This is a genomic window from Microbacterium sp. RU33B (genome assembly GCF_900155915.1).
In the GTDB taxonomy this organism is placed as follows: domain Bacteria; phylum Actinomycetota; class Actinomycetes; order Actinomycetales; family Microbacteriaceae; genus Microbacterium.
The window spans coordinates 1,694,608-1,720,267 of sequence record NZ_FTPO01000001.1; the positions used below are offsets into that span (position 1 = coordinate 1,694,608).

The 25,660-nt window shown below is 69.8% G+C and carries 25 protein-coding genes; 10 read left to right on the forward strand and 15 right to left on the reverse strand.

The genetic code is table 11. The annotated features are described in order from the left end of the window. Positions 1-83 precede the first annotated feature (83 nt). Entirely contained in the window at positions 84-1,298 is a 1,215-nt protein-coding gene (locus B0B14_RS08270) for a trans-sulfuration enzyme family protein (protein WP_076680938.1), read from the forward strand. Between the two features lie 4 nt (positions 1,299-1,302). Here the strand turns inward: B0B14_RS08270 and B0B14_RS08275 are convergent, their stop codons facing one another. From B0B14_RS08275 to B0B14_RS08285, 3 genes are all read right to left on the reverse strand, one after another. After that, complete coding sequence (locus tag B0B14_RS08275) at positions 1,303-1,848, reverse strand: MerR family transcriptional regulator (RefSeq protein ID WP_076680939.1); 546 nt, start codon at positions 1,846-1,848, stop codon at positions 1,303-1,305. A 101-nt stretch (positions 1,849-1,949) separates the two neighbouring features. Beyond that, complete coding sequence (locus B0B14_RS08280) at positions 1,950-2,642, reverse strand: transcriptional regulator FtsR (protein ID WP_076680940.1); 693 nt, start codon at positions 2,640-2,642, stop codon at positions 1,950-1,952. Further along, positions 2,642-3,142 carry an FHA domain-containing protein gene (locus tag B0B14_RS08285; RefSeq protein WP_076680941.1) on the reverse strand — a complete coding sequence of 167 codons (501 nt, stop codon included), beginning with the start codon at positions 3,140-3,142 and terminating at the stop codon, positions 2,642-2,644. Before B0B14_RS08285 ends, B0B14_RS08280 begins: the two co-directional genes overlap by 1 nt. 168 nt (positions 3,143-3,310) lie before the next feature. Between B0B14_RS08285 and B0B14_RS08290 the strand changes: the two genes are divergently transcribed. After that, positions 3,311-3,664 carry a hypothetical protein gene (locus B0B14_RS08290; protein ID WP_256714300.1) on the forward strand — a complete coding sequence of 118 codons (354 nt, stop codon included), beginning with the start codon at positions 3,311-3,313 and terminating at the stop codon, positions 3,662-3,664. A 39-nt stretch (positions 3,665-3,703) separates the two neighbouring features. Here the strand turns inward: B0B14_RS08290 and B0B14_RS08295 are convergent, their stop codons facing one another. Further along, positions 3,704-4,105: a four-helix bundle copper-binding protein gene (locus tag B0B14_RS08295; RefSeq protein WP_076680942.1), complete on the reverse strand. Its 402-nt coding sequence runs from the start codon at positions 4,103-4,105 to the stop codon at positions 3,704-3,706. A 126-nt stretch (positions 4,106-4,231) separates the two neighbouring features. Between B0B14_RS08295 and B0B14_RS08300 the strand changes: the two genes are divergently transcribed. Next, the gene (locus tag B0B14_RS08300) at positions 4,232-4,903 is read left to right on the forward strand and encodes a copper resistance CopC family protein (protein WP_143733652.1); all 672 of its coding nucleotides are present in this window, start codon (positions 4,232-4,234) and stop codon (positions 4,901-4,903) included. Between the two features lie 9 nt (positions 4,904-4,912). Next, positions 4,913-6,310 (forward strand): dihydrolipoyl dehydrogenase, encoded by a 1,398-nt coding sequence (lpdA, locus tag B0B14_RS08305; RefSeq protein WP_076680943.1) that lies wholly within the window; start codon positions 4,913-4,915, stop codon positions 6,308-6,310. 54 nt (positions 6,311-6,364) lie between these two features. Here the strand turns inward: lpdA and B0B14_RS08310 are convergent, their stop codons facing one another. Genes B0B14_RS08310 through B0B14_RS08325 form a run of 4 tightly spaced genes read right to left on the reverse strand, consistent with a single transcriptional unit; the run spans position 6,365 to position 9,766 of the window. Then, the gene (locus tag B0B14_RS08310) at positions 6,365-6,997 is read right to left on the reverse strand and encodes a CYTH domain-containing protein (RefSeq protein ID WP_076680944.1); all 633 of its coding nucleotides are present in this window, start codon (positions 6,995-6,997) and stop codon (positions 6,365-6,367) included. Positions 6,998-7,010: 13 nt separating this feature from the next. Then, positions 7,011-7,238, reverse strand: coding sequence for a response regulator (locus tag B0B14_RS08315; RefSeq protein ID WP_076680945.1), 228 nt, complete (start codon positions 7,236-7,238; stop codon positions 7,011-7,013). A gap of 44 nt (positions 7,239-7,282) precedes the next feature. Beyond that, the gene (locus tag B0B14_RS08320; protein ID WP_076680946.1) at positions 7,283-8,809 is read right to left on the reverse strand and encodes a CoA-acylating methylmalonate-semialdehyde dehydrogenase; all 1,527 of its coding nucleotides are present in this window, start codon (positions 8,807-8,809) and stop codon (positions 7,283-7,285) included. Between the two features lie 18 nt (positions 8,810-8,827). After that, the gene (locus B0B14_RS08325; RefSeq protein WP_076680947.1) at positions 8,828-9,766 is read right to left on the reverse strand and encodes an NAD(P)-dependent oxidoreductase; all 939 of its coding nucleotides are present in this window, start codon (positions 9,764-9,766) and stop codon (positions 8,828-8,830) included. Positions 9,767-9,889: 123 nt separating this feature from the next. Between B0B14_RS08325 and B0B14_RS08330 the strand changes: the two genes are divergently transcribed. Beyond that, complete coding sequence (locus B0B14_RS08330) at positions 9,890-10,792, forward strand: LysR family transcriptional regulator (RefSeq protein ID WP_256714301.1); 903 nt, start codon at positions 9,890-9,892, stop codon at positions 10,790-10,792. A 25-nt stretch (positions 10,793-10,817) separates the two neighbouring features. Next, entirely contained in the window at positions 10,818-11,549 is a 732-nt protein-coding gene (locus B0B14_RS08335; protein WP_076680948.1) for a glutamine amidotransferase, read from the forward strand. A 34-nt stretch (positions 11,550-11,583) separates the two neighbouring features. Here the strand turns inward: B0B14_RS08335 and B0B14_RS08340 are convergent, their stop codons facing one another. The 4 genes from B0B14_RS08340 to B0B14_RS08355 form a co-directional block, all read right to left on the reverse strand. Beyond that, positions 11,584-14,058, reverse strand: coding sequence for a glycogen/starch/alpha-glucan phosphorylase (locus B0B14_RS08340; RefSeq protein WP_076681349.1), 2,475 nt, complete (start codon positions 14,056-14,058; stop codon positions 11,584-11,586). Between the two features lie 132 nt (positions 14,059-14,190). Then, the gene (locus B0B14_RS08345; RefSeq protein WP_076680949.1) at positions 14,191-15,279 is read right to left on the reverse strand and encodes a YhjD/YihY/BrkB family envelope integrity protein; all 1,089 of its coding nucleotides are present in this window, start codon (positions 15,277-15,279) and stop codon (positions 14,191-14,193) included. 56 nt (positions 15,280-15,335) lie between these two features. Beyond that, positions 15,336-16,013: a prepilin peptidase gene (locus tag B0B14_RS08350; protein ID WP_083710408.1), complete on the reverse strand. Its 678-nt coding sequence runs from the start codon at positions 16,011-16,013 to the stop codon at positions 15,336-15,338. 161 nt (positions 16,014-16,174) lie between these two features. Continuing rightward, on the reverse strand, positions 16,175-16,471 hold the full coding sequence (locus tag B0B14_RS08355) for a DUF1905 domain-containing protein (protein ID WP_076680950.1): 297 nt from the start codon (positions 16,469-16,471) through the stop codon (positions 16,175-16,177). Between the two features lie 136 nt (positions 16,472-16,607). Here B0B14_RS08355 and B0B14_RS08360 point away from each other — a divergent pair, with 136 nt between their 5' ends. Then, positions 16,608-17,801 carry a serine hydrolase domain-containing protein gene (locus B0B14_RS08360; RefSeq protein WP_076680951.1) on the forward strand — a complete coding sequence of 398 codons (1,194 nt, stop codon included), beginning with the start codon at positions 16,608-16,610 and terminating at the stop codon, positions 17,799-17,801. 17 nt (positions 17,802-17,818) lie between these two features. Here B0B14_RS08360 and B0B14_RS08365 read toward each other — a convergent pair whose 3' ends face one another. Further along, positions 17,819-18,808 (reverse strand): aldo/keto reductase, encoded by a 990-nt coding sequence (locus tag B0B14_RS08365; protein ID WP_076680952.1) that lies wholly within the window; start codon positions 18,806-18,808, stop codon positions 17,819-17,821. A 156-nt stretch (positions 18,809-18,964) separates the two neighbouring features. Between B0B14_RS08365 and B0B14_RS16520 the strand changes: the two genes are divergently transcribed. Next, complete coding sequence (locus B0B14_RS16520) at positions 18,965-19,393, forward strand: hypothetical protein (protein WP_076680953.1); 429 nt, start codon at positions 18,965-18,967, stop codon at positions 19,391-19,393. Between the two features lie 14 nt (positions 19,394-19,407). Here B0B14_RS16520 and adhE read toward each other — a convergent pair whose 3' ends face one another. Then, positions 19,408-22,194 carry a bifunctional acetaldehyde-CoA/alcohol dehydrogenase gene (gene adhE / locus B0B14_RS08375; RefSeq protein WP_083710410.1) on the reverse strand — a complete coding sequence of 929 codons (2,787 nt, stop codon included), beginning with the start codon at positions 22,192-22,194 and terminating at the stop codon, positions 19,408-19,410. A 135-nt stretch (positions 22,195-22,329) separates the two neighbouring features. Continuing rightward, positions 22,330-23,391 (reverse strand): LuxR C-terminal-related transcriptional regulator, encoded by a 1,062-nt coding sequence (locus B0B14_RS16940; protein WP_076680954.1) that lies wholly within the window; start codon positions 23,389-23,391, stop codon positions 22,330-22,332. Positions 23,392-23,532: 141 nt separating this feature from the next. On the opposite strand from B0B14_RS16940, the gene B0B14_RS08385 reads away from it, so the two are divergent. Beyond that, positions 23,533-23,895, forward strand: coding sequence for an ArsR/SmtB family transcription factor (locus tag B0B14_RS08385; protein WP_256714303.1), 363 nt, complete (start codon positions 23,533-23,535; stop codon positions 23,893-23,895). Next, the gene (locus B0B14_RS08390) at positions 23,892-25,556 is read left to right on the forward strand and encodes a SulP family inorganic anion transporter (protein ID WP_083710412.1); all 1,665 of its coding nucleotides are present in this window, start codon (positions 23,892-23,894) and stop codon (positions 25,554-25,556) included. The genes B0B14_RS08385 and B0B14_RS08390 overlap by 4 nt, the downstream gene beginning before the upstream one ends. Positions 25,557-25,660 lie beyond the last annotated feature (104 nt).

Below are 25,660 nucleotides of genomic sequence, written 5' to 3' on the forward strand. Positions count from 1 at the left end.
ACTTTCTGCACGGGATGACCGCCTGAACGCCGATCTCCACAATTATGATTGTAGATGACTGCGGAATCGCCCACCATATCCTCATGGCATCGATGGAGCTGCACCCCGACACCCTTGCCGTCCACGCCGGACGCGACGACCTCGCGAAGCTCGGCGTGCACGCGCTCCCCCTCGACCTGTCGTCGACGAACCCGCTCCCCGACATCGACACCGGCGGGCTGTCGTACGAAGTCCTCGCCACCGGCGGGCATCCGCTCGAGGGCGGCTCGCACGTCTACGCGCGCCTTTGGAACCCGACCGTGGCGCGCTTCGAGGAGGCGGTCGCCCAACTCGAGCACGCCGAGGAAGCCGTCGCGTTCTCGTCGGGGATGGCTGCGACGACCGCCGTGCTCCTCTCACTGGGCGAGCACGGTCGCCGGCACGTCGTGGCCGTCCGCCCGCTCTACGGCGGCACCGACCACCTGCTCGCCTCCGGCCTCACCGGGGTCGAGGCGACGTTCTGCGCGCCTGACGAGGTGGCCGCCTCGATCCGGCCCGACACCGGGCTCGTCATCCTGGAGAGTCCTGCGAACCCCACGCTCGAACTCGTCAACATCCGTGCCGTCGTCGCCGCGGCCGGCGACGTGCCCGTCCTGGTCGACAACACGTTCGCGACTCCCGTGCTCCAGCGTCCGCTCGACCTGGGTGCGGCGATCTCACTGCACAGTGCGACCAAGTACCTCGGCGGGCACGGCGACGTCGTCGGCGGAGTCGTCGCCTGCGACGCCCGGACTGCGGCATCCCTCCGACGCACCCGCGCCATCACGGGCGCGATCCTGCATCCGCTCGCCGCCTACCTCCTGCACCGCGGACTCGCGACGCTGCCCCTGCGCGTGCGCGCGCAGCAGGCGAACGCGATCGCCGTCGCCGAGTGGCTCCGGACGCAGCCCGAGATCGCCGTCGTGCACTTCCCCGGCTTCCCCGCGAGCGACCCCCTCGGCCTCATCGGCACCCAGCAGGACGGTCCGGGCGCGATGATCGCCGTGGAGCTGGCGGGAGGGTTCGCCGCGGCGACCGCGCTCACGTCGGCCGTGCGGCTCTTCACGCACGCGGTGTCGCTCGGCAGTGTCGACTCGCTCATCCAGCACCCGGCTGCACTGACCCACCGCCCCGTGCAGGCCGACGCGAAGCCCTCGGACGCCCTCGTGCGGCTCTCCATCGGCCTGGAGGACCAGTCGGATCTGATCGCCGATCTCGCGCAGGCGCTCAGCGCCGTACGGACGGCGCGCGAATCCGCAGGCGAGCTCGCCCGCGCGTGACGCGTTAGGCCGTGCGGGCGGCGCGGCGGGCCGACAGCTCGTCGACAACCTCGGGCACCTGCGGGTCGAACTCGAGGAGCGTCGACTCGACCTCGTGGAGGACCTTGCCGACCGCGATGCCGAAGACGCCCTGTCCGCGGCTGACGAGGTCGATGACCTCGTCGTTCGATGTGCAGAGGTAGACCGAGGCCCCGTCGCTCATGAGCGTGGTGCCTGCGAGGTCGCGGATGCCGGCGGCGCGCAGCTGCTCGACGGCCGTGCGGATCTGCTGGAGGGAGATTCCGGTGTCGAGGAGCCGCTTCACGAGCTTGAGGACGAGGATGTCGCGGAAGCCGTAGAGACGCTGCGAACCCGAGCCGCTCGCGCCGCGGACCGTGGGCTCGACGAGCTCGGTACGTGCCCAGTAGTCGAGCTGACGGTATGTGATCCCCGCCGCGCGTGCAGCGACGGCACCGCGGTAGCCGACCTCGTCGTCCATCTGCGGAAGCCCGTCGGTGAAGAGGAGATCGGATGCGAAACGCGGTTCATCCGCCGTTTCATGAGCAGTCATGCGCATCCTCCTCATGGATCCGAGTAGTCCCACGCTAGATCAGCCCTGCCCCTCGGGCAACGACATCCGTCCGAGCGTGGTCGGCGTGTCGCAGGCGACGGTCAGGAAAGCAGTCGATCGATCGCGTTTCGGACGAAGATGCCGCGCACTTCGTCGAGGCGCTTGGCCAGCTCCGGCGCCAGTTCGGTGGCCCGTGCCCGTGACGGAGCGTCGGTGCGGCGCAGCAGCGCCGACATCGCGGATTCGATGAGCGAGACATCGCGCTCCGCGCTCTGGCGGAGTGCGCGCACGTGGCGCGGCTCGATGCCGTGCCGATCGAGCGCGACGAGCGCGCGCAGCACCGCCACGGTCTGCTCGCCGTAGGCGTCGGAGCCCGTGATCACCCCGGTGCTGATCGCATCGTTCAGCAGCTGCGGCGCTGCGCCGGAGGCCGACAGCAGCTCTTCACGGCGGTAGCGGCGAGGAGCGGGGACGATCGAGGGCGGCGGGACGGCGGCCGGAGTGGCGGGGTCCCGCCCCGCGTCGAGGTCGGCGAGATAGTCGCGGATCACGCTGTGCGGCATGAAGTGATCGCGCTGCAGCGTGAGGGCGAGACGGAGCCGCTCGACGTCGTGCTGGGCGAACTTGCGGTACCCCGACTCGGTGCGCACCGGCGTGACGATGCCCTGTACTTCGAGGAAGCGCAGCTTCGACGCCGACAGGCCGGGGAACTCGGGTGCGAGCCGCGCGAGCACCTGGCCAATGCTCAGGAGACCCGCGGACGATGATCGTTCGCGGGCGGATGCAGCCGGCATCAGCCGTCCGTCTGGGGCAGATCGGACGGCGAGACGAAGAAGTTGAGGCGGAACTTGCCGACGCGGACCTCTCCGCCGTTGACGAGGACAGCACGGTCGACGCGCTCCCCGTTGACGTAGGTGCCGTTGAGCGAGCGCTGATCGACGATCTCGAACGACGCGCCCTGCCGGGTGATCTCGGCATGACGACGCGACACGGTCACGTCGTCGAAGAAGATGTCGGCCTCGGGATGCCGGCCCACCGTCGTGACGTCGGTGTCGAGCAGGTAGCGCGCACCCGCCGTGGGACCGGAGCGCACCAGGAGAAGGGCGGCACCGGCGGGAAGCGCCCCGATGGCGTCGAGCTCGACATCGCTCAGGTCTGCGCCGAAGGGGATGAACGAGAGGTCGGAGTCGTGCCCGAACGTCTGCGTCGTGTCGGTGCCCGATTCGCCTCCGTGGAGTCCCGCATCGGATGCCCGGCGGATCTCTTCGGGTCCGTTACTGCGGTTGTCTTCCACGTGGCCCTCCCTCTGTGTTCAGCCTATCCGAAAGGCCGCAGCGTGGAAGAGCCCGATGGACCCTCCGCGGAGCATTCCCCAATGTTGCGCCGTGTGTCACCCCAGATGACCGCGCGGCGACTCCCGCCTAGCCTGGCGGGTATTCGAACCTAGCGAAAGGATCCGTCCGTGTCGACCCCGCGCCGTCCCAGCCCGCCCCTCGAGGTGCGTGAGCGTGCGACGTGCATGTGCGGACACGGCGGAGTGTGCTCGAGCTACGCCCCCGGGCACGCTCTGCACCTCATCCAGTCGCGACTCGCCTCGGCGACGCCGTCGGAGTGGATCGACGCGATCGTCGAGGCCGTCGACCTGTCGACGGGCGACATCGTCGTGCGTTCCCTCGACGGCACCCAGGCGTTCGCCCTGTGGAACGCCGAGCGCGCGACGCACGAGCTCGACGAGGGCGCCCCGGTCGCCCTGCACGGGCGATACGACGTGCTCGCGGTCGGCACGCGACGCTTCAACGTCCTCCGCATCTCGTAGCGACGGCGTGGCTGCGGGCCGCGGTCGCCGACGACGGACTCAGGCCGTCGCCATCATCATGTCCTTGACGGCCATGCAGGCGTCCATGCACGCCTGGCAGGACTGCGCGCACATCTTGCACACCTCGCTCATGTCGGCGTGCATCATGCACATGTCCATGCACGTCTGACACATCGCGATGCACGCGTCGAGCATGGCCATCATGGACGCGGGGGTCATGCCCTGCATGCGCATCATGCTGCGCATCATGGTGTTGCACATATCGGCGCAGTTCATGCAGGCCGGTGCGCAGTCCATCATCTGGGTCGAACACACGGTGCACGCCTGCTCGCAGGCGGAGCAGGCATCCATACAGGCCTGCAGGACGGCCATGTCCATCCGCGCCATGTCGGGCATCGACATCATGTCCTTGGACATCATGTCCATCATCATCGAATCCATCTCGGCACACTCCCACTCGCATCCGACCCTCGAGGAGGGTCGACCGACCGGCGGGCAGGAGTGCCCGCCTGTCGCCATGCTAGGACGCGGCGTCCTCACGGGAAAGGCCCGGGTAGGCTCGAAAGCGTGCTGTCACACGGAATTCACACACGACGCAGACGACTGACACTGACGGCCCTGGCCGCCGCCCTCCTCTCCGTGCTCTGGGTGGCGACACCCGCCTTCGCGCACGACGAACTCGTCGGGACCGACCCGGCCTCCGGCGCCGCGGTCGACGCGCTCCCGGCCCAGCTGACGCTCACCTTCAGCGGAGAGCTCGTCGCCCAGGAGGGCGCGACCGCCGTGGAGGTCACGGATGCCGCGGGCGCGTCGCTCGCCGACGGCGCTCCCGTGATCCAGGCCAACGTCGTGACGCAGGCGCTGACGGGCGAGGCATCCGGAGCGATCCGCGTGCTCTGGAAGGTCGTCTCCAGCGACGGGCATCCGATCTCCGGCGAGTACTCCTTCACCGTGAACGCCCCCGCTCCGACGACGACCCCGACGGAGACCCCCACGCCCTCCGCCGAGCCGACTCCGGACGAGCAGCCCACCGAGAGCGCCACTCCGACGGCGACGCCGGCCGGGTCGGAGGGGAGCATCGATTCCGGCGTGCCGTGGGTCGTCGGCGGTCTTCTCGCGTTCGGCATCGCGGCCGCCGTCGCGTACCTCATCATCTCCCGCCGCCGTCGCGAGAAGGCCCTCGCCGCGGGCGCCGCGACGGCTCCGGATGCCGGTTCAGACACCCCCTCCGGACGATAGGCTGGAACCATGCCTCACTACGATGTCGCCATCCTCGGTGCGGGCCCCGGCGGGTACGTCGCGGCCGTCCGTGCTGCTCAGCTCGGCCTCACGGTCGCGATCGTCGAGGAGAAGTACTGGGGTGGTGTGTGCCTCAACGTGGGCTGCATCCCCTCCAAGGCGCTCCTCCGCAACGCCGACCTGGCGCACACATTCCACGACAAGGCCGAGCTCTTCGGCATCTCGGGAGACGTGCACTTCGACTTCGGCGTCGCGTGGGACCGCAGCCGCAAGGTGTCGGACACGCACGTCAAGGGCATCCACTTCCTGATGAAGAAGAACAAGGTCACCGAGTACGAGGGGCGCGGCACCTTCACCGGTCCGAACGCCCTCTCGGTGGTGGGGACCGACGGCTCGACCGAAGAGGTCACCTTCGACAACGCCATCATCTCCACCGGCTCCCGCGTGCGCCTGCTCCCGGGCGTCGAGCTCAGCGAGAACGTCGTGACCTACGAAGAGCAGATCATGACGCGCGAGCTCCCGGGCTCGATCGTCATCGTCGGCGCCGGCGCGATCGGCATGGAGTTCGCCTTCGTGCTGGTCAACTACGGCGTCAAGGTCACGATCATCGAGTTCCTCGACCGGGCGCTGCCCAACGAGGACGCGGATGTGTCGAAGGAGATCGCCCGCCAGTACAAGAAGTACGGCGTCGACATCCTCACCTCCACGAAGGTGGAGTCCGTCACCGACTCCGGCGACAAGGTCACCGTCACCTACACGGGCAAGGACGGCGCCCAGGGGTCGATCGACGCCGACAAGGTGCTCATGTCGATCGGGTTCGCGCCCAACGTCGAGGGCTTCGGCCTCGAGACCACCGGCGTGAAGCTCACCGAGCGCGGCGCGATCGACATCGACGACCACATGCGCACCAACGTGCCGCACATCTACGCCATCGGCGACGTCACGGCCAAGCTGCAGCTCGCCCACGTCGCGGAGGCGCAGGGCGTCGTCGCGGCCGAGACGATCGGCAAGGCCGAGACGATGACCCTCGGCGACTATCGCATGATGCCCCGCGCAACGTTCTGCTCGCCGCAGGTGGCCTCGTTCGGCCTCACCGAGCAGCAGGCGCGCGACGCCGGCTACGACGTCAAGGTCGCGAAGTTCCCCTTCTCGGCCAACGGCAAGGCGAACGGCCTCGGCGAGCCCGTCGGCTTCGTCAAGCTCATCGCCGACGGCGAGCACCTCGAACTCCTCGGCGGCCACCTCATCGGCCCCGACGTCTCGGAGCTGCTCCCCGAACTCACGCTCGCGCAGAAGTGGGACCTCACGGCGCTCGAAGCCGCACGCAACGTCCACACGCACCCGACACTGTCGGAGGCTGTGCAGGAGGCGTTCCACGGCCTCGCGGGTCACATGATCAACATGTGACCTCGTCGCACACGACGAAGGGCCCGGGCATTCCGCCCGGGCCCTTCCTCGTGGTCAGAGTCCCAGAGTGCGGGCGAGCTTCGAATCGGATGCCGCGACGCGCCCGCCGACGGCGAACACGGCCGCTTCGGCGGCGGCGAAGAGGGAAGCCCGCGCGTCGGCGTCGCCGGGCGCGGCCGCGCCGAGCTCGAACTCCCATTCGCGCCACACCGTCTCCACGCCGCGGCGCTCGTCGGTCGCGGCGACGCGGTCATCGACGAACTCCGCGACGACTCCCCCGTCGGCATCCCGGAGAGCATAGGCGGTGCGCGAATTGCGGATGCGGGCGAGCGGCGACAGCGGGGCACCCGTCACGGCGCGCAGCACGGCCCGCGCACCCTCGGGCACGTCGTCGTCGTCATCGTCGCCGAGGGGCCAGTGCAGCTCGGTGCGGCCGCCGTCTTCTCCGCGGGGGCCTTTGATGTGCCACCCGGCATCCGGTCCGCCTGTGCGTCGCCGCAGGGCGAAGCCGGCGCGACCGAGGGCGAGGTCGTCGGCGTCGAGGTAGCGCGCATCGAGCTCGCGGACCTCCGGCGCTGACACCGCGACGACCCCGGGAAGACCCGACCAGTCGGGCAGCGGGGTGTCGGCGCGGACGTCGAAGGTCAGCTCGATCTCGCGCGAGCGCGACGGCTCGGGTGCCGCCATGTCGGTGCCGCTCTTACTCGTCGCGGCCGTCGGGGTCGGGGTTGATATCTTCCGTCGATTCGACGAACCAGAACTCGGCGGTCGTGGGTCCGTCGTGGTCGCCTGTGCCGGTGAGCTCTCCGCCGCGCTTGTAGACGAGCTGACCCTCGGTGTACGGGGCGATGAACGTGTCCTGCTCGGGGTCTTCGAGGGGGAGAAGCTGTCCGTCGAGCGGACCGCCGTGGAACTTTGCGATGGCCATGGCGTCAGCCTAGACCGCGCCCCGCTCCACGGCGGCGCACGACGTCAGTGGGTCGGGAACCCGAGGCTGATCTGGCTCTCGCTCGGCTCGGGCCAGCGCGTCGTGACGACCTTGCGACGGGTGTAGAAGGTGAAGGCCTCGGGACCGTACATGTGGGCGTCGCCGAACAGCGAGTCCTTCCAGCCGCCGAACGAGAACGATCCGACGGGCACGGGGATGGGCACGTTGATGCCGACCATGCCGACCTCGATGTCGTACTCGAACTGGCGGGCCGTCTTGCCGTCGCGTGTGAACACCGCGGTGCCGTTCGCGTAGCGGTTCGAGTTGATCAGATCGACCGCCTCGTCGTAGTTCGCGACGCGCACGACCGACAGCACGGGGCCGAAGATCTCCTCGTCGTAGACGCGCATGCCGGGGGTCACGCCGTCGACGAGCGACGCGCCGATGAAGAAGCCCTCCTCGGGGAGCGCACCCTCTCGACCGTCGACGACGACGGTCGCCCCCTCGCCGGCAGCCCCCTCGACGAAGCCCGCCACGCGATCACGCGCTTCGCGCGTGATGAGCGGACCCATCTCGGAGGCCGGGTCGGTGCCGTCGCCCACGACGAGGCCGCTGATGCGATCGGCGACCTTCGAGATGAGCGCATCGCCGACGTCGCCGACGGCCACCACCACCGACACCGCCATGCAGCGTTCCCCCGCCGAACCGTAGGCTGCCGAGACGGCGGCGTCGGCCGCCGAGTCGAGGTCGGCGTCGGGCATGACGATCATGTGGTTCTTCGCGCCGCCGAGCGCCTGCACGCGCTTGCCGTTGGCCGCGGCGCGCTCGTAGATGTACTTCGCGATCGGCGTCGAGCCCACGAACGACACGGCGCGGATGATCGGGTCGTCGAGGATCGCGTCCACCGCCTCCTTGTCGCCGTGCACGACGTTCAGGATGCCGTCGGGGAGTCCCGCCTCGTGGAAGACATCGGCGATCCAGTTCGCTGCGGAGGGGTCGCGCTCGGAGGGCTTGAGGATCACCGCGTTGCCAGCTGCGATCGCCGTCGTGACCATCCAGAGGGGCACCATCGCGGGGAAGTTGAACGGCGTGATGCACGCGACGACGCCCACCGGCTGACGCACCTGGTGCACGTCGATGCCCGTGGCGACCTGCTCGGAGTACTCCCCCTTGAGGTGATGCATGAGACCGGTGCAGAACTCGACGTTCTCGAGTCCGCGGGCCACCTCGCCGTGCGCGTCGGCGACGGTCTTGCCGTGCTCCGCCGTGATGATGCGGGCGATCTCGTCGGCGCGCTCCATGATGATCTGGCGCACGCGGTACATGACCGCTGCGCGCTTGGCGAGGCCCGTGTCGCGCCACGCCTTCTGCGCGGCCTTCGCCGTGCGGGCCGCCTCGTGCACGAACTCGGCCGGGGCCAGGGCCACTTCGCCGGTCTGCTTCCCCGTCGCGGGGTTGAAGACGGGTCCGCGGCGCCCCTCGGAGGCGACGTGCGCGCCGCCGACGACGTGCGTGATGAGAGTGAGAGGTGCGGACGCCGCATCCGTCGTCTCGGTGATCGTGGTGCTCATGGTGTGGCCTCCGTGGTCTCAGGCGTGGGAAATCGTATCGAGTGCGGGGTCGTATCCGCGCAGGGTGCCGTCGGGAGTGGCGAGGAGCGTGACGAGCGTGCAGTCCTTGCCCCCGAGTCCGCGTGCGGCGAGTTCGTCGAGCTGCGACAGTGCGAGGGTCGCCGCGGGAAGGTGGACGCCGGTCACTTCGCCGGCCTGCACCGCGAGTCCGCAGTCCTTGCGCGCGAGGTCGACCGAGAACGTGGCGTCGAAGTTGTTGTCGGCCGCCGAGCCGTTCTCGATCACTCCCGGCACCGGGTACCACGTGCGCTGCGGCCAGGAGCCGCCGGAGGACACCCCGGCCACCTCCCAGAAGACCTTGGGGTCGAGGCCGAGCTGCTCGGCGAGCTGCGAGCCCTCCGCCGTGGCCATGACGCCGATGAACAGCATCATGTTGTTGACGAGCTTGGCGGCGATGCCCGATCCGGCATCTCCGCACGCGATCACCGACCGCGCCATGGGGGCGACGAAGTCGCGGGCGCGTTCGACGGCCGCCGGCTCGCCGCCGAGCATGAAGGTCAGCGTGTGCGCCTCGGCCCCCGCCGTGCCGCCCGACACCGGGGCGTCGACGAACACGAGGCCCCGCGCCTCCGATTCGGCGTGACACCACCGCGAGGTCTCGACGTCCACCGTCGAGGTGTCCATCAGAAGCGTCGAGGAGTCCGCGTGCGCCCACACTCCGTCGGCGCCGTCGTAGACCGCGCGCACGTGCTCGGGCTTGGGGAGGGACGTGAAGCATGCGTCCGCTCCCTCGAGCGCTGCGGCGATCGAGCCGACGAGCATCACTCCGCGCGCCTCGGCCGCGGCGGCGGCGGCCGGGTTGATGTCGAAGCCGCGCACCGTGTGGCCGGCGGCGACGAGGTTCGCGGTCATGGGCGCTCCCATATGACCGAGGCCGATCCAGGCGATGGTGGACATGCGTGCGCTCCCTGCGTCGTCGAAGGTGGTTCCCTGTCAGGATAGGCAGGCCGGATGCCGCGAATCAATGCACGGCCGAACCCGTCCTTGCACGATCACTGTGCATTCGTGCACACTCGACGAATGGCACTGACGCCCGGCGAACCCCAGCTCGACGCCCTCATGACCTTTCTCGCGGCCGCACGGCTCGGTCGCTACACCGCGGCCGCCGAAGTGCTCGGCGTGACGCACTCGACGGTCTCGCGACGGATCGCCTCGCTCGAAGAGGCGATGGGCGGCCGCGTGCTCGTCCGCACCGCGGGCGGCTGGGTCGTCACGCCCCTCGGCCGCCGCGCCGTCGCGGTCGCCGAGCGCATCGAGTCGACGCTGTCGGAACTCTCGGCCGACGGTGACGCCGTGCAGGGCATGGTGCGCATCGCCGCCCCGGATGCCTTCACCTCGACGTTCCTCGTACCGGCGATGACCGATCTCCAGGCGCGGCATCCGGGGCTCGCCGTCGAGCTCATCGCCGCCACCCAGCGCGTGCGGCAGAACCGCTCCGGCGTGGATCTGGAGATCGTCGTCGGTCGACCCCGGGTCCTGCGGGCCTTCGCGACGCCGGTCGGCGCCTACTCGCTCCGACTGTACGCCTCGCCCGCCTATCTCGATCGCCGGGGCGAGCCCGCGTCGCTCGCAGACCTGGCGGGGCACCCCCTGAACTACTACATCGAGTCGTCGCTGCAGGTGGACGAGCTCGACCGCGCCGTCCAGTCGCTGCCGACCTCGCCGCCCTCGATCCGGTCGACGAGCGTGTTCGCGCACGTCGAGGCGGCCGCGAACGGGGCCGGGATCGGCATCCTCCCCGACTTCCTGGGAGACGCGGACGACCGGCTCGTCCGCGTGCTCGACGGCCACTACGAGCACACCCTCGCGTACTGGGCCGTCGCCCGCGACGAGGGCCAGCGCAATCCGATCGTCGCCGAGGCGCTCGAGGCGATCCGCACCCACATCACGACCACCGCGACGCCCGCGCGCACGGGCGAGTGAGCCGGCGCGCCTAGAATCGCACGTGATGAAACCGTTCCTGCTCCTCGCGACGCGCGCTGACGACATCCCCGCCGACGAGGAGTACGCGCTCTTCCTGCGCTTCACCGGGCTCGACGAGAAAGACCTGATCCGCGTCCGCATGGAGGCGGGTCCGCTCCCCCGCATCGACCTCGACGAGCTGTCGGGCATCTTCGTCGGCGGCGGACCGTTCAACGCGTCCGACCCGTGGGAGAAGAAGTCCGCCGTGCAGCAGCGCGTCGAAGGGGAGTTCCAGGACCTGCTCGACGAGGTGGTCGCCCGCGACTTCCCGTTCTTCGGCGCCTGCTACGGCATCGGCACCCTCGGGTCGCACCAGGGCGCGGTCATCGACGGCACGTACCGCGAGCCCATCAGCGTGATCGAGGTCGAGCGCACCCCCGAGGGCGCATCCGATCCTCTCCTGGCGGACCTCCCCGACGTGTTCGCGGCGTTCGTCGGGCACAAGGAGGCCATCACCCGGCTCCCTCCGTCGGCCACCCTGTTGGCGACCTCCGCCGCGTGCCCCGTGCAGATGTTCCGCGTGGGCGCGAACGTCTACGCGACCCAGTTCCACCCCGAATGCGACGTCGAGGGCATCTCGACCCGCATCCGCGCGTACGCCGATCACGGGTACTTCGCGTCGGACGAGCTCGAACTCACCCTCGGCGCCGTGCGCCGCCTCCCCGTGACGCACACGGGCAGCATCCTGCGGGCCTTCGCCGAGCGCTACGCGCGCTAGTCCTCCGACCCGCACGAGCGCCGCATCGACGACCTCACAGCACCGGCGGCGTGTGCCAGATGCGGTCGATGTAGTCGCGGATCGAGCGGTCGGACGAGAAGAACCCGGTGCGGGCGACGTTGAGGATCGCGGAGCGGGTCCACGCATCCTGGTCGGCGTAGGCGGCATCCACCCTCGCCTGCGCGGCGATGTAGGACGCATAGTCGGCCAGCACCATGAAGCGGTCGTCGTAGAGCAAGTTCGACACGATCGGCTCGAAGACCGACCGGTCTCCGCCCGAGAACGCGCCCGAGGCGATCAGGTCGATCGCCGCGCGCAGCTGCGGGTCTTTCTGGTAGAAGTCCGCCGGCTTGTACCCCTGCGCCCACAGCGCCTCGACCTCGGGCTCGGACATCCCGAACAGGAAGAAGTCGTCGTCGCCGACCAGCTCGCGGATCTCGACGTTGGCTCCGTCGTCCGTGCCGATCGTCAGAGCGCCGTTGAGGGCGAACTTCATGTTGCCCGTGCCGGATGCCTCCTTGCCGGCGAGCGAGATCTGCTCCGACAGGTCGGCGGCCGGAATCACGCGCTCGGCGAGGGTCACGTTGTAGTTCGGCGGGAAGAGCACCTGGAGGCGTCCTTCGACGCGCGGGTCGCTGTTCACCACCGACCCCACGGCGTTGATGAGGTGGATGATGCGCTTGGCCATGACGTAGCCGGGCGCCGCCTTGGCCCCGAAGATGAACGTCCGAGGCACGACATCCGCTGCCGCGACCTTGCCCGACACGATGCTCTCGTAGGTCGTGACGATGTGCAGGAGCTTCAGCATCTGCCGCTTGTACTCGTGGAGGCGCTTGACCATGACGTCGAGCATGTGCCCGTCGCTCACGGTGAAGCCGTCTCGGGAGAGCAGCACTTCACTGAGGGTGCGCTTGTTGGCGGCCTTGACCTCGGCGAACCGGGCGCGGAACTCGGGGTCTTCGGCGAACGCCTCGAGCCCGCGCAGACGCTCGAGATCGACGGTCCAGCCGGCGCCGAGGGCATCGGTGATGAGATCGGCCAGGCGCGGGTTCGCCAGGCGCACGAAACGCCGCGGCGTCACGCCGTTGGTCACGTTCGTGAACTTGCCGGGGTAGAACTCGTCGAAGTCGTGGAGCACCTTGTCGCGCAGCAGCTGCGAGTGCAGCTCCGCGACGCCGTTCACCTTCGCCCCCGCGACGGTCGCCAGATACGCCATGCGCACGGAGCGGTCGGGGTGCTCGCTGATGATCGACATGTCGCGGATGCGCATCTCGTCGTCGCCGAAGCGCTCGCGCACCTCCTCGAGGAAGTCGTCGTTGATGCGGTAGATGATCTCGAGGTGGCGCGGCAGCAGACGGCCGAGCAGGTCGACCGACCACACCTCGAGGGCCTCGGGCAGCAGCGTGTGGCACGTGTACGCGAAGCACTTCTGCGTGATCGCCCACGCGGTGTCCCACTCGAGCCCGCGCTCGTCGACCAGGACGCGCATGAACTCCGGCACCGCGATGACGGGGTGCGTGTCGTTCAGCTGGAAGATCACCCGGTCGGGCAGCTTCTCGTAGTCGTAGTCCTCGGCGAGCTGGTGCTGGAGGAAGTCGGCGATGGATGCCGCGACGAAGAAGTACTGCTGCTGGAGACGCAGCTCCTTGCCCTGGGGCGTGGAGTCCTCGGGGTAGAGCACCTTCGAGATGTTCTCGGCGAACGTCTGGGCACGGACGGCCTCTTCGTAGTCGCCGGAGTTGAAGATGCGCAGATCGAACGCGCTCGTGGCGACCGCGCGCCACAGGCGCAGCGTGTTGACGCGGCCGTTGTGGTAGCCCGGGACCATGTAGTTGTAGGGCACGGCCTGCACGTTCCAGCCGGGCACCCAGCGCGAGCGCTCGACACCGTCGTCGTCGTACTTCTCGGTGTGACCTCCGAACGAGATCTCCTGCGCGGCCTCGGGGTGCGGGAACTCCCACGGCGAGCCGAGGGCGAGCCAGGCATCCGGCTGCTCCACCTGCTGCCCGTCGACGAAGGTCTGACGGAAGATGCCGTATTCGTAGCGGATGCCGTAGCCGATGCTCGGCACGCTCATCGTGGCGAGCGAGTCGATGAAGCACGCCGCGAGGCGGCCGAGACCGCCGTTGCCGAGACCGGGCTCGACCTCCTGCTGGCGGAGGTCGTCGATGTCGATGCCGCACGCGGCCATCGCCTCGGTCGCGATGTCGGTCAGGCGCGTCGCGAGGAGGTTGTTGTCGAGCTGGCGCCCGAGCAGGTACTCGGCGGAGAGGTAGCAGACGCCCTTCGCCTGCATCTCGCGCTGACGACGCTGGTCTTCGAGCCAGCGCGCCTGCAGGTAGTCGCGCACCGTGTGGGCCAGCGCCATGTACCGGTCGTTCGGGCTCGACGACGTCAGCGTGACGCCCCGCTCGAAGTTGAGGTTCTGGAGGAACTCCTTCACGAACCCGTCGACCGTGCTCGGCGGCGACGTGACCGGCGCGAGCGCCAGGGGGTGCGTGGCACCCAGGGGGTGCGAAGAAGAAGAGGCCGCGTTCGGGATGCGATCAGATGACACAGGGAAACGCTATCGACGTTCGGGCACGATCGTGCAATCGTCCGGCCTCGACCAGACGATTGTTTACATCCCCGTCACGCGGGCTCAGGCATCCGGACGCGCGTTCTGCCCGGCCTTCTCCCTCTCCCTCTGCGCGCGCTCGCGCTGCTGCGCGGCCAGGTCGGTGCGCTCCTTCTTCTCATCGAGGCGCGCGGCCTTGAGCTCCTCCGTCGCGATCCGCACCGATTCCTCGGCCCGGCGGACCCGGCGCTGCATGAACGTGGATGCCCCGTACTTCGAGCGAACGCGATCCTGCTGCTCTTCGACGCCCGTGACGATGTAGGCGCTCGAGATGAGGATGACCTGCGCAGACAGGTTCAGCCACAGCAGGAGGGCGATGAGCGACGCGAACGACGCAAGCAGCGGGTTCGAGCTCGCTCCCCCGACGAACAGGCCCGACAGCTGCTGCAGCACGGTGAGCCCGACGGCGCCGAGAAGCGCTCCCGCCCAGAGGGTGCGCGCGGGTGCGGTCACGCCCGAAAGGACGCGGAACAGCACCGCGATCACCGCCGCGTCGAGCGCGAACACGATGACGAGCGCGACGATGCGACCGCCGACTTGCGCGAGCGGGTGGTCGGACGAGAGCCCCAGCCACCCGTTGATCGCGTCGGCGCCCGCCGTGGCGAAGGCGGTGACGACCGCCGAAACGCCGAGCGCGCCGCCGAGCGCGAGAGCCAGCATCAGGTTGCGAAGGATCACCCAGATGAACAGAACGTCGTCGTGCACCTTTCCGGCGATGACGCGCAGCGCCGTGCGCAACGATCCGACCGCGCCGATCGCCGCGCCGAGGAGACCGACCAGAGAGAGGATGCCGGCGATGGTGAGGCCGGCGGGAGCCTGGATGTCGGCGGGATCGATCAGGCCGTCTTCGCCGAGGAGTCCGGGAATGGCTGCGTTCACGCCGTCGATGAGCGCCTGCCAGGCGACCGGGTTGCCCGCCAGCCACAGTGCGGCGACCGAGAATCCGAGCAGCACGCCCGCGAAGACGCTGAACAGCGTGCGATACGTGATGCTGTCGGCGAGCATCGGCCCGCGGCGCTCGGAGTACAGCAGGAACGCGCGCACGAGGCGGAGGGTGAGCGCCCACGCGATGATGCGGGCGGGAAGAGGGCGGGATGCCGCAGTGTCGGCCATCCCGTCAGGCTAGCGGGCGCGCGCGACCTCGTTCGGAGGGGTTGACAGCGGGGCCGCTAGCGACCGAGGGAGAAGCTGCCGAGCACGTCGCCCGCGAAGACTCCGACCCAGGCGCCCAGGATCATCCAGGGACCGAACGGGATCGCGGTGCGGCGGTCCGCCCGGCGGGCGACGAGGAGGATCGCGCCGAACACGCCGCCGAGGAGGAAGCCGGCGAAGGCGCCGACCACGAGCGACGACCATCCGGCCCACCCCAGGAGCAGCCCGAGCAGACCGGCGAGCTTCACGTCGCCTCCGCCCATGGCACCCGGACGGATGACGCGCAGGAGGAAGTAGAACGCGAAGAGCAGCAGCATGCCCGTCGCAGCCCGCAGGAGCGCGGACCACGGGGCGCCGAGCAGGCACGCGGCGATGAGCGCTCCCCCGACCACGAGATAGCCGGGCAGCACGATCGCGTTCGGCAGCCGGTGCGTGTCGAGGTCGATGACGGTCAGAGCGATGCTGACGGCGGCGAAGAACAGGTACGCGAGCACGACGGGGATCAGCGCTGGACCCGGTAAGGCGGACGCCGCGGGGATCCACCACGTGATCGCGGCGAACGCGAGCCCGGTTCCGGCGATCACGACGACCGTTCGCGTCCGTCCATGTGCGACGGCGCGGGCGATGAAGGCCCCGGCGAGGAGACCCACCAGACCGGCGGCGACGACCAGGCCGACGTGGAGCGCAGTCGGCATGTCAGAACGTTCTCCTCGATTGCGAGGCGATGGGACGCCGCGCTCCCCAGAAGCGCGTGCCCCCTTCCCCGGAAGCAATGATGAGAGTGCTCTCATCATTTGTCAACGCGCGCGCATCACAGATCGATAACGGTGCCGGATGCCGCGATCGAGGCGTCGACTCAGGCGTCCAGAACCTCGAGCCGGACGGCGACGACACCCCCGTCGACGATGCCCTCGGCATCCCGTACCGACTTCTTCAGAGGGAGCACGTACGCACCGCGGGCGCTGTCGGGGAAGATCGAGGTGCGCCAGTCCGAACCGCCGATGCGCGCCTGCACCCGCACCGATCCGAACCCGCGCGCGGGCCTCGGGATCTCGCGGATCTGAGCGCTCAGGTCGTCCGGCAGCGCGGCGAAGAACCAGCTCTCGGTGCGTGCGTCCCACAGGAACACGTCGGCATCGAACTCGACGATCATGCCGCACGCCGGGTGACGAGACGAGAGACCTGCGCCGGACGGCCGAATCGAGGGGTGGGTGCGCGCATGCCGTCACCCTATCGAGGGCCTCTGACGCTCCTCCGACTGCCCGGCCGCGCCGAACTAGGCTCGACGCATGATCAGCCCCGCGATCGCCGACGCCGTCGATCGCGCCCTCGACCGGGCGGTCGCCGCGGGGGTGCCCTACGTGATCGGCGGCGTCACGGACGGCGCGGGCGCGCAGCACGTGGGAGCGGCAGGACAGCGCTCGCCCGAGACGGCGGATGCCGCGATGCCCGACACCGTCATCGCACTGTTCTCGGTGACGAAGGCCTTCACCGCCACAGCGGCACTGCAGTGCGTCGAAGACGGCGTGCTCGACCTCGACGCACCGGCCCGGTCGTACCTTCCCGCGATCGGCGACCTCGACGTGCTCGAGGAGATCGCGGCTGACGGCACCGTGAGCACCAGACCCCCGACGCGCGAGATCACGTCCCGGATGCTGCTGCAGCACACCTCGGGACTCGGGTACGACATCTTCGACGAACGCTACGCGGCGCTCGCGCGCCGGAGGCGGTCGCACCCCACCGCCACTCCTCTGCGCGATTCCCTCCGGACGCCTCTCCTGCACGACCCCGGCGAACGGTGGACGTACGGCACCTCGACGGACTGGCTCGGACTCCTCGTCGCCGAGGTGCGCGGACGCCGCCTCGAGGGCGTGCTGCGCACGGGCATCTTCGAGCCGTGCGGCCTGGAGTCGACCTCGTTCGACGTGACGCCGTCGATGCGGTCGCGCCTCGGCGCGCTGCACCGCCGCGGGCGGGACGGATCGATCGTCGCGACCTCGTCGACGCCGCCGGACACGCCTGAGCTCGACATGGGCGGACAGGGCCTCTTCTCCACCGTGCCCGACGTGCTGCGGTTCCTCGGCGTGTGGCTCGGTGACGGCTCGGCGGAACGCGGCCGGGTGCTGCGGCCGGAGACCGTCGCGTGGGCGGTGCGGAGGATCCCCGGGCTCGAGGTGACGCCGCTGCGCTCGGCGCTCCCCGCGCTCGCGTGCGACGCGGGCTTCCCCGGACCCGCGACATCATGGGCGCACTCGTTCCTCTTCGAGGATGCGGATGTCGCGGGGCGGCGCCGAGCCGGAACGCTGTCGTGGGCGGGGCTCGGCAACGTCTTCTACTGGATCGATCGCACCTCGGGGACGGCCGGCGTGTGGGCGGCTCAGTTCATGCCGTTCCTGGATCCGCTCGCGACATCCGGATTCGACGCTTTCGAGAGAGCCGTCTACGGGGCTTCGCTCGGCGCGGGAGACGCGACGGCCGGCTGATCAGCCTGCCGGTCGATTCACCAGTGCGGGTGGATCTCGTCGCGGAGGAGCTCGTCGTACACGCGGTGCACGGCCTCGTCGAAAGCCTCGAGCGAGCCGTCGGCGATGAGCGCGGCGGCGTCGGCGTTCGACTCCGCCTGGGCGACGCTGCGCGCACCCGGGATCGCGCTCGTGACGCCGGTCTGCGCTGCGATCCAGGCGAGCGTGGCCGCGGGGAGCGTGACGCCCTCCGGCAGCACGGCCGTGAGCCGCTGGACCGCCTGGAGCCCCAGGTCGTAGTCGACGCCCGAAAAGGTCTCGCCGCGGTCGAACGCCTCGCCGTGCCGGTTGTAGGAGCGGTGATCGTCGGACGAGAACGTCGTCGCAGCGGAGTACTTCCCGCTCAGCAGGCCGGACGCGAGCGGAACGCGCGCGAAGATCGAGACGCCCGCCACCGCGGCCGCGGGAAGCACGGCATCGAGCGGCTTGAGCCGGAACGGGTTGAAGATGATCTGCACATTGGTGACGTTCGGACGCGCGATCGCCGCGAGCGCCTGGTCGCACGTCTCCACCGAGACGCCGTAGGCGGAGATGGCGCCGTCGTCGACGAGCGCGTCGAGCGCGTCGTAGACCGCGGCGTCTTCGATGACGGCCGTGGGCGGGCAGTGCAGCTGCACCAGGTCGAGGGTGTCCACGCCGAGATTGCGGCGGCTGCGGTCGGTCCACGCGCGGAAGTTCGCCGGGACGTAGTTCTCGGGCTCCTGCTCCATCCGGCGCCCCATCTTGGTGGCGACGGTGATGTCGAGCTCGGGACGCGCGGCGAGGAACCGGCCGATGATCGACTCGGACCGACCGTCGCCGTACACGTCGGCGGTGTCGAACAGCGTGACGCCCCGGGCGACGGATGCCTCGAGCACGGCTTCTGCGTCTGCTTCGCTGACGTCGCCCCAATCGGCGCCGAGCTGCCAGGTGCCGAGTCCGATGGCCGAGACGTCGCGACCGGTGCGTCCGAGGGGGCGCTGCTGCATGGTGTGTCCTTTCGGGGCGTGGAACCAGCATGGCACTGACCGGCGACGTCGGGGCGGCTCGATGACCGGCACGTCGCGCCATCGTACGCATCTTCTATTTCGACTGGCCGGCGTCCCCATCATGTCGTATCTTTCTTCGAAAGAGAGGGGGAGGTCATGGAGTGGCATCCGGTGATCGACGCGGTGGAAGGCCCGACCGGCGCGTGGCACCTGCTGGATGCGTCCGGCGCGCGCATCGGCCGGATCGAGCTGCGGCGCGTCATGAACGGCACGGAACTGCGCTACCGCGTCGAGTTCCGCGGCGACGTCATCGGGTGGGCCGTCAGCCTGCGCACCGCGTGCGAGCGGCTGAATCAGGCATACCTCCGCACCCACGGACCCGGTGGAGGCGCCATGGCCGACTGGGGCGAGGCGACTCGACGCCGTGCCGCCCACGCACGCGCGGTCGAGGCGCACGGCCTCCGCGGCGGGAACGGCGGGAACGGCGGGAACGGCGGGAACGGCGGGAACGGCGGGAACGGCGCGCCGGCGAGCACTCCCCCACGCCACGGAGGGGGCCGGCCTACCGGCCGACCCCCTCCGTGAGGGATGTCGCGGGGCTACGCCTTCGCCGCGACCTTCTTGGCGGCCTTGGGGGCAGCCGCCTCGCGTGCCGGCGCGACGACGCCCGACGCATCGGCCATCGCGGTGGTCGGCGCGGCGGCCTCCGCATCCGCGGCCTTCGCCGCATCGGCATCCGCTGCCTTCGCCGCGACGCCGCGGTGGGCGCGCACCTCATCGAACGACGTGCCGTAGTAGGCCGCCTCCATGAGCGTCTTCATGTCGGCGATCATCGGCATGCGCGGGTTGGCGGGGGCGCACTGGTCTTCGTACGCCGCCATTGCGATCTCGTGGAGGCGCCCGATGAAGTCGGCCTCGTCGACGCCCTGCGCCTGGAACGAGCGCTCGATGCCGACCTTGTCGCGAAGCTCTTCCACGGCACGTGCGTAGCTCTCGACACCCTCCTCCGGAGTCGAGGCCGGGAGACCCAGGTGGGCGGCGATCTCCTGGAATCGTTCCGGCGCGATGTAGCGCTCGTACTTGGGCCAGCTCGTGAGCTTCGTCGGGATGCGGCCGTTGTAGCGGATCACGTGCGGGAGGTAGACCGCGTTGGTGCGGCCGTGGACGAGGTGGAACTTCGCCCCCGTCACGTGGGCCATCGCGTGCACGATCCCGAGGAACGCGTTTCCGAACGCCATGCCGGCGAGGGAGGCCGCGTTGTGCATCTTCTCCCGCGCCTTGAGCTCCGCGGCATTAGTGCTGTTCGGCCGGGCCTTCGCGCTCAGCTCGATGTTCTCGAAGATGAGCTTGATCGCGTGCAGCGCCAGGCCGTCGGTGTAGTCGTTCGCGTACACCGAGACATACGACTCGGTGGCGTGGGTGAGGGCGTCGAATCCGGCGTCCGCGACGAGGAACCCGGGCAGCACGCGAGTGAGCACGGGGTCGATGATCGCGACCGAGGGGGTGAGGGCGTAGTCGGCGAGCGGGTACTTCATGCCCGTCTCGTCATCCGTGATGACCGCGAAGGGGGTCATCTCCGAGCCGGTGCCCGAGGTCGTGGGAATGCAGACCAGCTTGGCCAGCTTTCCGAGCTCGGGGAACTTGAACGCACGCTTGCGCACGTCGAAGAACTTCTCGCGCATGTCGGAGAACTGCATGTCGGGGTTCTCGTAGAGCAGCCACATGACCTTCGCGGCATCCATCGGCGAACCGCCGCCGAGGGCGATGATCGTGTCGGGCTTGAACGCCCGCATCTCCGCGGCACCGGCGCGCACTTCGGAGACCTTCGGCTCCGGGCGCACGCGGTTCAGCAGCTGCACCTGAACGCGGTTCTCGCGGCGGTTCAGCACGTCCATGATCTTGTCGACGTAGCCGAGGTCGGTCATGGTCTGATCGGTGACGATCGTGACGCGCTCGAGGCCCTTCATGTCGGCGAGGTAGCGCACCGCATTCGGCTCGAAGTACGTCTTCGCGGGGATCTTGAACCACTGCAGGTTGTTGTTGCGACGCCCGACGCGCTTCACGTTCAAGAGGTTCACCGCCGAGACGTTGTTGGAGACCGAGTTGTGGCCGTACGACCCGCAGCCGAGGGTGAGCGACGGCATGAACGCGTTGTAGATGTCGCCGATGCCGCCCAGCGCCGACGGGGAGTTCTCGATGATGCGCACCGCCTTGACGCGCTCGGCGAAGCGGGCGATCACGGCGTCGTCGTTGGAGTGGATGGCGCCGGAGTGCCCGAGGCCGTCGAACTCCACCATCTGAGCGGAGAGCTCGATGCCCTCTTCGGGCGAGGAGGCGCGCAGCACGGCGAGCACCGGAGCGAGCTTCTCCCGGGTGAGGGGCTCCTGCGGTCCGACGCTCGAGACGTCGGCGAGGATGATCGACGTGTCTTCGGGAACGGAGAATCCCGCCTGCTCGGCGATCCACACCGGCGACTGGCCCACGACCTTGGCGTTGAGCTTGGCGTCGGCGCAGTTCACGCTGTCGGCGGCGACGCCGAAGATGAACTCCTCCAGCATCCGCTTCTCGGCAGACGTCACGCGGTAGGCGTGCAGCCGCTCGAACTCGGCGAGCGCTTCGTCGGCGATGGGCTCATCGAGGATGACGGCCTGCTCCGAGGCGCACACCATGCCCATGTCGAACGACTTCGACAGCACGACGTCGTTGACCGCGCGACCGACGTTCGCCGTGCGCTCGATGAACGCCGGCACGTTGCCGGCGCCGACACCCAGCGCGGGCTTGCCGCACGAGTAGGCGGCGCGCACCATGGCGTTGCCGCCCGTGGCGAGGATGAGGGCGACCCCCGGGTGGTTCATCAGCTCGCCGGATGCCTCCATCGACGGCTCTTCGATCCACTGGATGCACGCGGCGGGGGCGCCGGCGGCGATCGCGGCGTCGCGCACGATGCGGGCGGCTTCGACGGAGCACTTCTGCGCCGACGGGTGGAAGCCGAAGACGATGGGGTTGCGGGTCTTCAGCGCAATCAGCGACTTGAAGATCGCGGTCGAGGTGGGGTTGGTGACCGGGGTGAGGCCTGCGATGACGCCGACGGGGTCGGCGATCTCGGTGATGCCGGTCAGCTCGTCGTGCGAGATGACCCCGACCGTCTTCTGGTTGATGATGGAGTTGGTGACGTGCTCGCACGCGAACATGTTCTTGACGGCCTTGTCTTCGAACAGGCCGCGGCCCGTCTCCTCGACGGCCATGACGGCGAGGTCGCCGTGGTGGTGCAGCGCCGCCACCGAGGCCTTCCGGACGATGTGGTCGACCTGTTCCTGCGTGAAGTCCGCGTACTCGGTGAGCGCTTCCTGCGCGCGAGTCACGAGTGTGTCGATCGCGGTAGACATCGGATTCCTCCTCATCAGGTCGGGCACGTTGCCCGAGCTCTGTCTGAGGCCGAGTCTACGACGTGTGGTCTGACCACACATAGGGACCAAAGTCCCGACTCCGGAACATGAGGAGAAGCGAGCGGATGCCGCGGCTCAGAGCGCGTCGCGCACGGTCGCCCCGTACACCGCGGCCTGCGTCCGCCGCTGCATGCCGAGCTTGCGAAGAAGGCCCGTGATGTAGTTCTTCACGGTCTTCTCGCTGAGGAAGAGGGCGTGCGCGATCTGACGGTTCGACAGGCCGTCGGCGATGAGCAGCAGCACTTCGCGCTCGCGCGGTGACAGGTCGTCGTCGACCGCCTCGGCCGACCCGTCCCCCGCCGCGGAGGCCTGCGACACGGCGCGGGCGGTCTCGTCGGCGAGCGCGTCCAGGCGCGCGATGTCGCCGGGCGGGAGGGGGCCCGCACCCGGCGCGCGCGCCACGACGAGCGCACGTCGCTTGCCGTCATCCGCCGACGAGCGGGGCGCCGGCAGCACGAGCGTCGCCCCCAGGCGGTGGATCGTGTCGCCCTCGACGATGTCGACGCCGTCGAGCGCGGTGCGCCGCCCCGTGTGAAGGGCCTCGGCGAGGGGATGCCGCGCCTCCACCGACAGCGCGGGCGCGGCCGGGCGGTGCAGCGTCGCCGATCCGTCGGCGTCGATCTCCGCATCCGCCACGAGCACCGAGCCGGTGAGAGCTGGAAGCGCCGACAGCAGCGCGTCGACGACGGCTCCGTCGGCCGCCTCTCCCCCGCCGCGCTGCGCGGCGGCCGCGGCGCGCACGTCGGCCGTCGCCTGCGCCCAGCGTTCGCGCTGGCGCGTGGCTTCGTACCGGCGCGCCTTGTCGATCGCGATGCCGGCCGTCACCGCGAGCGCCTGGAGGAACTCCACGTCGTCATCCGCGAATGCGCCGGACGGATGCCCTGCCACGACGAGGGTGCCGAACGGCTCGTCCGTCACCTCGATCGGCACCTCGACGACATCCGAGCCGTCCACACGGGTGCCCGCCTCGGCGAGCGCCGCCTCCCGGCCGGCCACCCGCACGGCGGCGTACTCCGCCCCCGACAGCTCCCGCGCCGACGACACGAGGCGCTCGAGCACGGAGCTCACATGGAGGTGACCGACGACGGCGGCGTTGAGCCGCAGGAGGCTGCGCAGCCTCGCCTCGATGTCCGCCATCGCGCCTCCCGCGTTCGGTCGTGGTCAGCGGCCAGTCTAGGCACCCGCTGGTGCACGCCCCGACGGCGGTCCCGAATCGCGGTATGATGACTTCATCAAGTCACCATCCGACCGGATCGTCGGATGCCGAGAGGAGTCAGTGTGCCCTTCGGCGATGACGAACGCCCGCTCTACGAGATCAAGGCGAACCTGTTCAAGGGTCTCGCCCACCCCTACCGCATCCGTGTGCTCGAGATCCTCGCCGCGGGCGACGAGGTGCCGGTGTCGGAGCTGATCGCCCAGACCGGCCTGGAGGCCTCCCACCTCTCGCAGCACCTCGCGGTCCTCCGCCGCTACGGCCTCGTCGCGTCCGAACGGCGCGCGAGCGTCGTGTCGTACCGGCTCGCGCACCCGCAGGTCGCCGAACTGCTGCACGCGGCGCGGCGGCTGCTCGGCGAGCTGCTGCAGGATGCGCAGAAGCACCGCGCCGCGGCTCAGAGCCTCCCCGCACTGCGGACGCAATGAAGAAGGCATCCGCCGTCGCGCTGCGATCGCTCCTGCCGAGCCGTCAGGACTACCGCGGGCTGCGGCGCACGTGGCGCGGCGATCTGCTCGCCGGCGTCACCGTCGGGATCGTCGCCCTCCCCCTCGCCCTCGCCTTCGGAGTGAGCTCCGGCGTCGGGGCCGAAGCCGGGCTCATCACCGCGATCGTCGCGGGTCTCGTGGCGGCGGTCTTCGGCGGGTCGAACGTGCAGGTGTCGGGTCCGACCGGCGCGATGGTGGTCGTGCTCGCCCCGATCGTGGTGAGTCACGGCGTCGGGTCGGTCGTCGTCGTCAGCCTCCTCGCCGGCATCCTCGTGCTGACGGCGGGCGTGCTGCGCTGGGGCCGCACCGTCAGCTACATCCCCTGGCCGGTGATCGAAGGCTTCACCGTCGGCATCGGCGTGATCATCTTCCTGCAGCAGGTGCCCGCCGCCGTGGGAGACGAGGGAGGCGGGCACAGCACCAATGCCGCCGTCGCCGCCTTCGAGTCCGTCCGCAATGCGATGTGGCCCGACGCGCTCGTGCCGATCGCCGCCGTGGCGTGCGTCGCGGCCGTCATGATCATCGTGGGCAGGATCAGCGGCCGCCTCCCGGCATCCTTCCTCGCCATCGTGGTCGTGACGCTCGCGACGGCGGTCTTCGGACTGCCGCTGGCGACCATCGGCGAGCTGCCGTCGTCGCTGCCGATGCCCTCCTTCCCCGCCCTCGATCCGGCGACCCTGCCGAGCCTGGTCGCGCCCGCGTTCGCGGTAGCCGCGCTCGCCGCGATCGAGTCGCTGCTGTCGGCCCGGGTCGCGGCGAGCATGTCCGACACCGGTCCGGTGAACGCCGACCGGGAGCTCGTGGGTCAAGGGCTCGCCTCCCTCGCGTCGGGATTCTTCGGCGGCATGCCGGCCACCGGGGCGATCGCCCGGACCGCGGTGAACGTGCGTGCGGGGGCCCGTACGCGCCTGTCGGCGATCGTGCACTCCGTGGCGCTGCTGGCCGTCGTGTACCTCGCGGCGAACGTCGTGGCCGCCGTTCCGCTGGCCGCGCTCGCCGGTGTGCTCATGGTGACGGCGGCGCGGATGGCGTCACCGGCCACGATCTCGCTCGTGATGCGCTCGAGCCGGTCGGATGCGGTCGTCTTCGTCGTCACGGCGATCATCACCGTGAGCTTCGATCTGATCGTGGCCGTGGGCATCGGCATCGCCGTCGCCGCGTTCTTCGCCCTGCGCGCCCTCAGCAGAGCCAGCGGCGTCCACCGCGAAGAGCTGCCCGGTCCTCCCGTGAGCGGTGACGAGCGGATCGCGCTCTTCCGCATCGACGGCTCGCTGTTCTTCGGAGCCGCCGAGCGCCTCCTCGACCGCATCAACGCCCACGAGGGCATCGAGGTGGTGATCCTCCGCCTCTCCCAGCTGCAGCTGGTCGATGCGACGGGCGCCCACACCCTCACCGAACTCGTCACCGCCTTGGAGAGACGCGGGGTCACGGTGCTCATCAAGGGCATCCGATCCGAGCACGCCGTGATTCTGGAGCGGCTCGGGGTGATCGCGTCGCTCCGCGCCCGTCAGCACCTCTTCCGCGAACTGGAGCCGGCGATCGAGCACGCACGCTCTCACATCGCGCGGACCGCCGCCGAGCGACCGGCCGCCGCACCCTGAGCGGTCTCTGACCCTCGCTGAGCCTCTGGTGCAACCGGTGCTGCCGCGGGGCCGCGCGACAGCATTAGTATCAGCACCAGGAGGCCCCCCGCGTCCTGATTCCG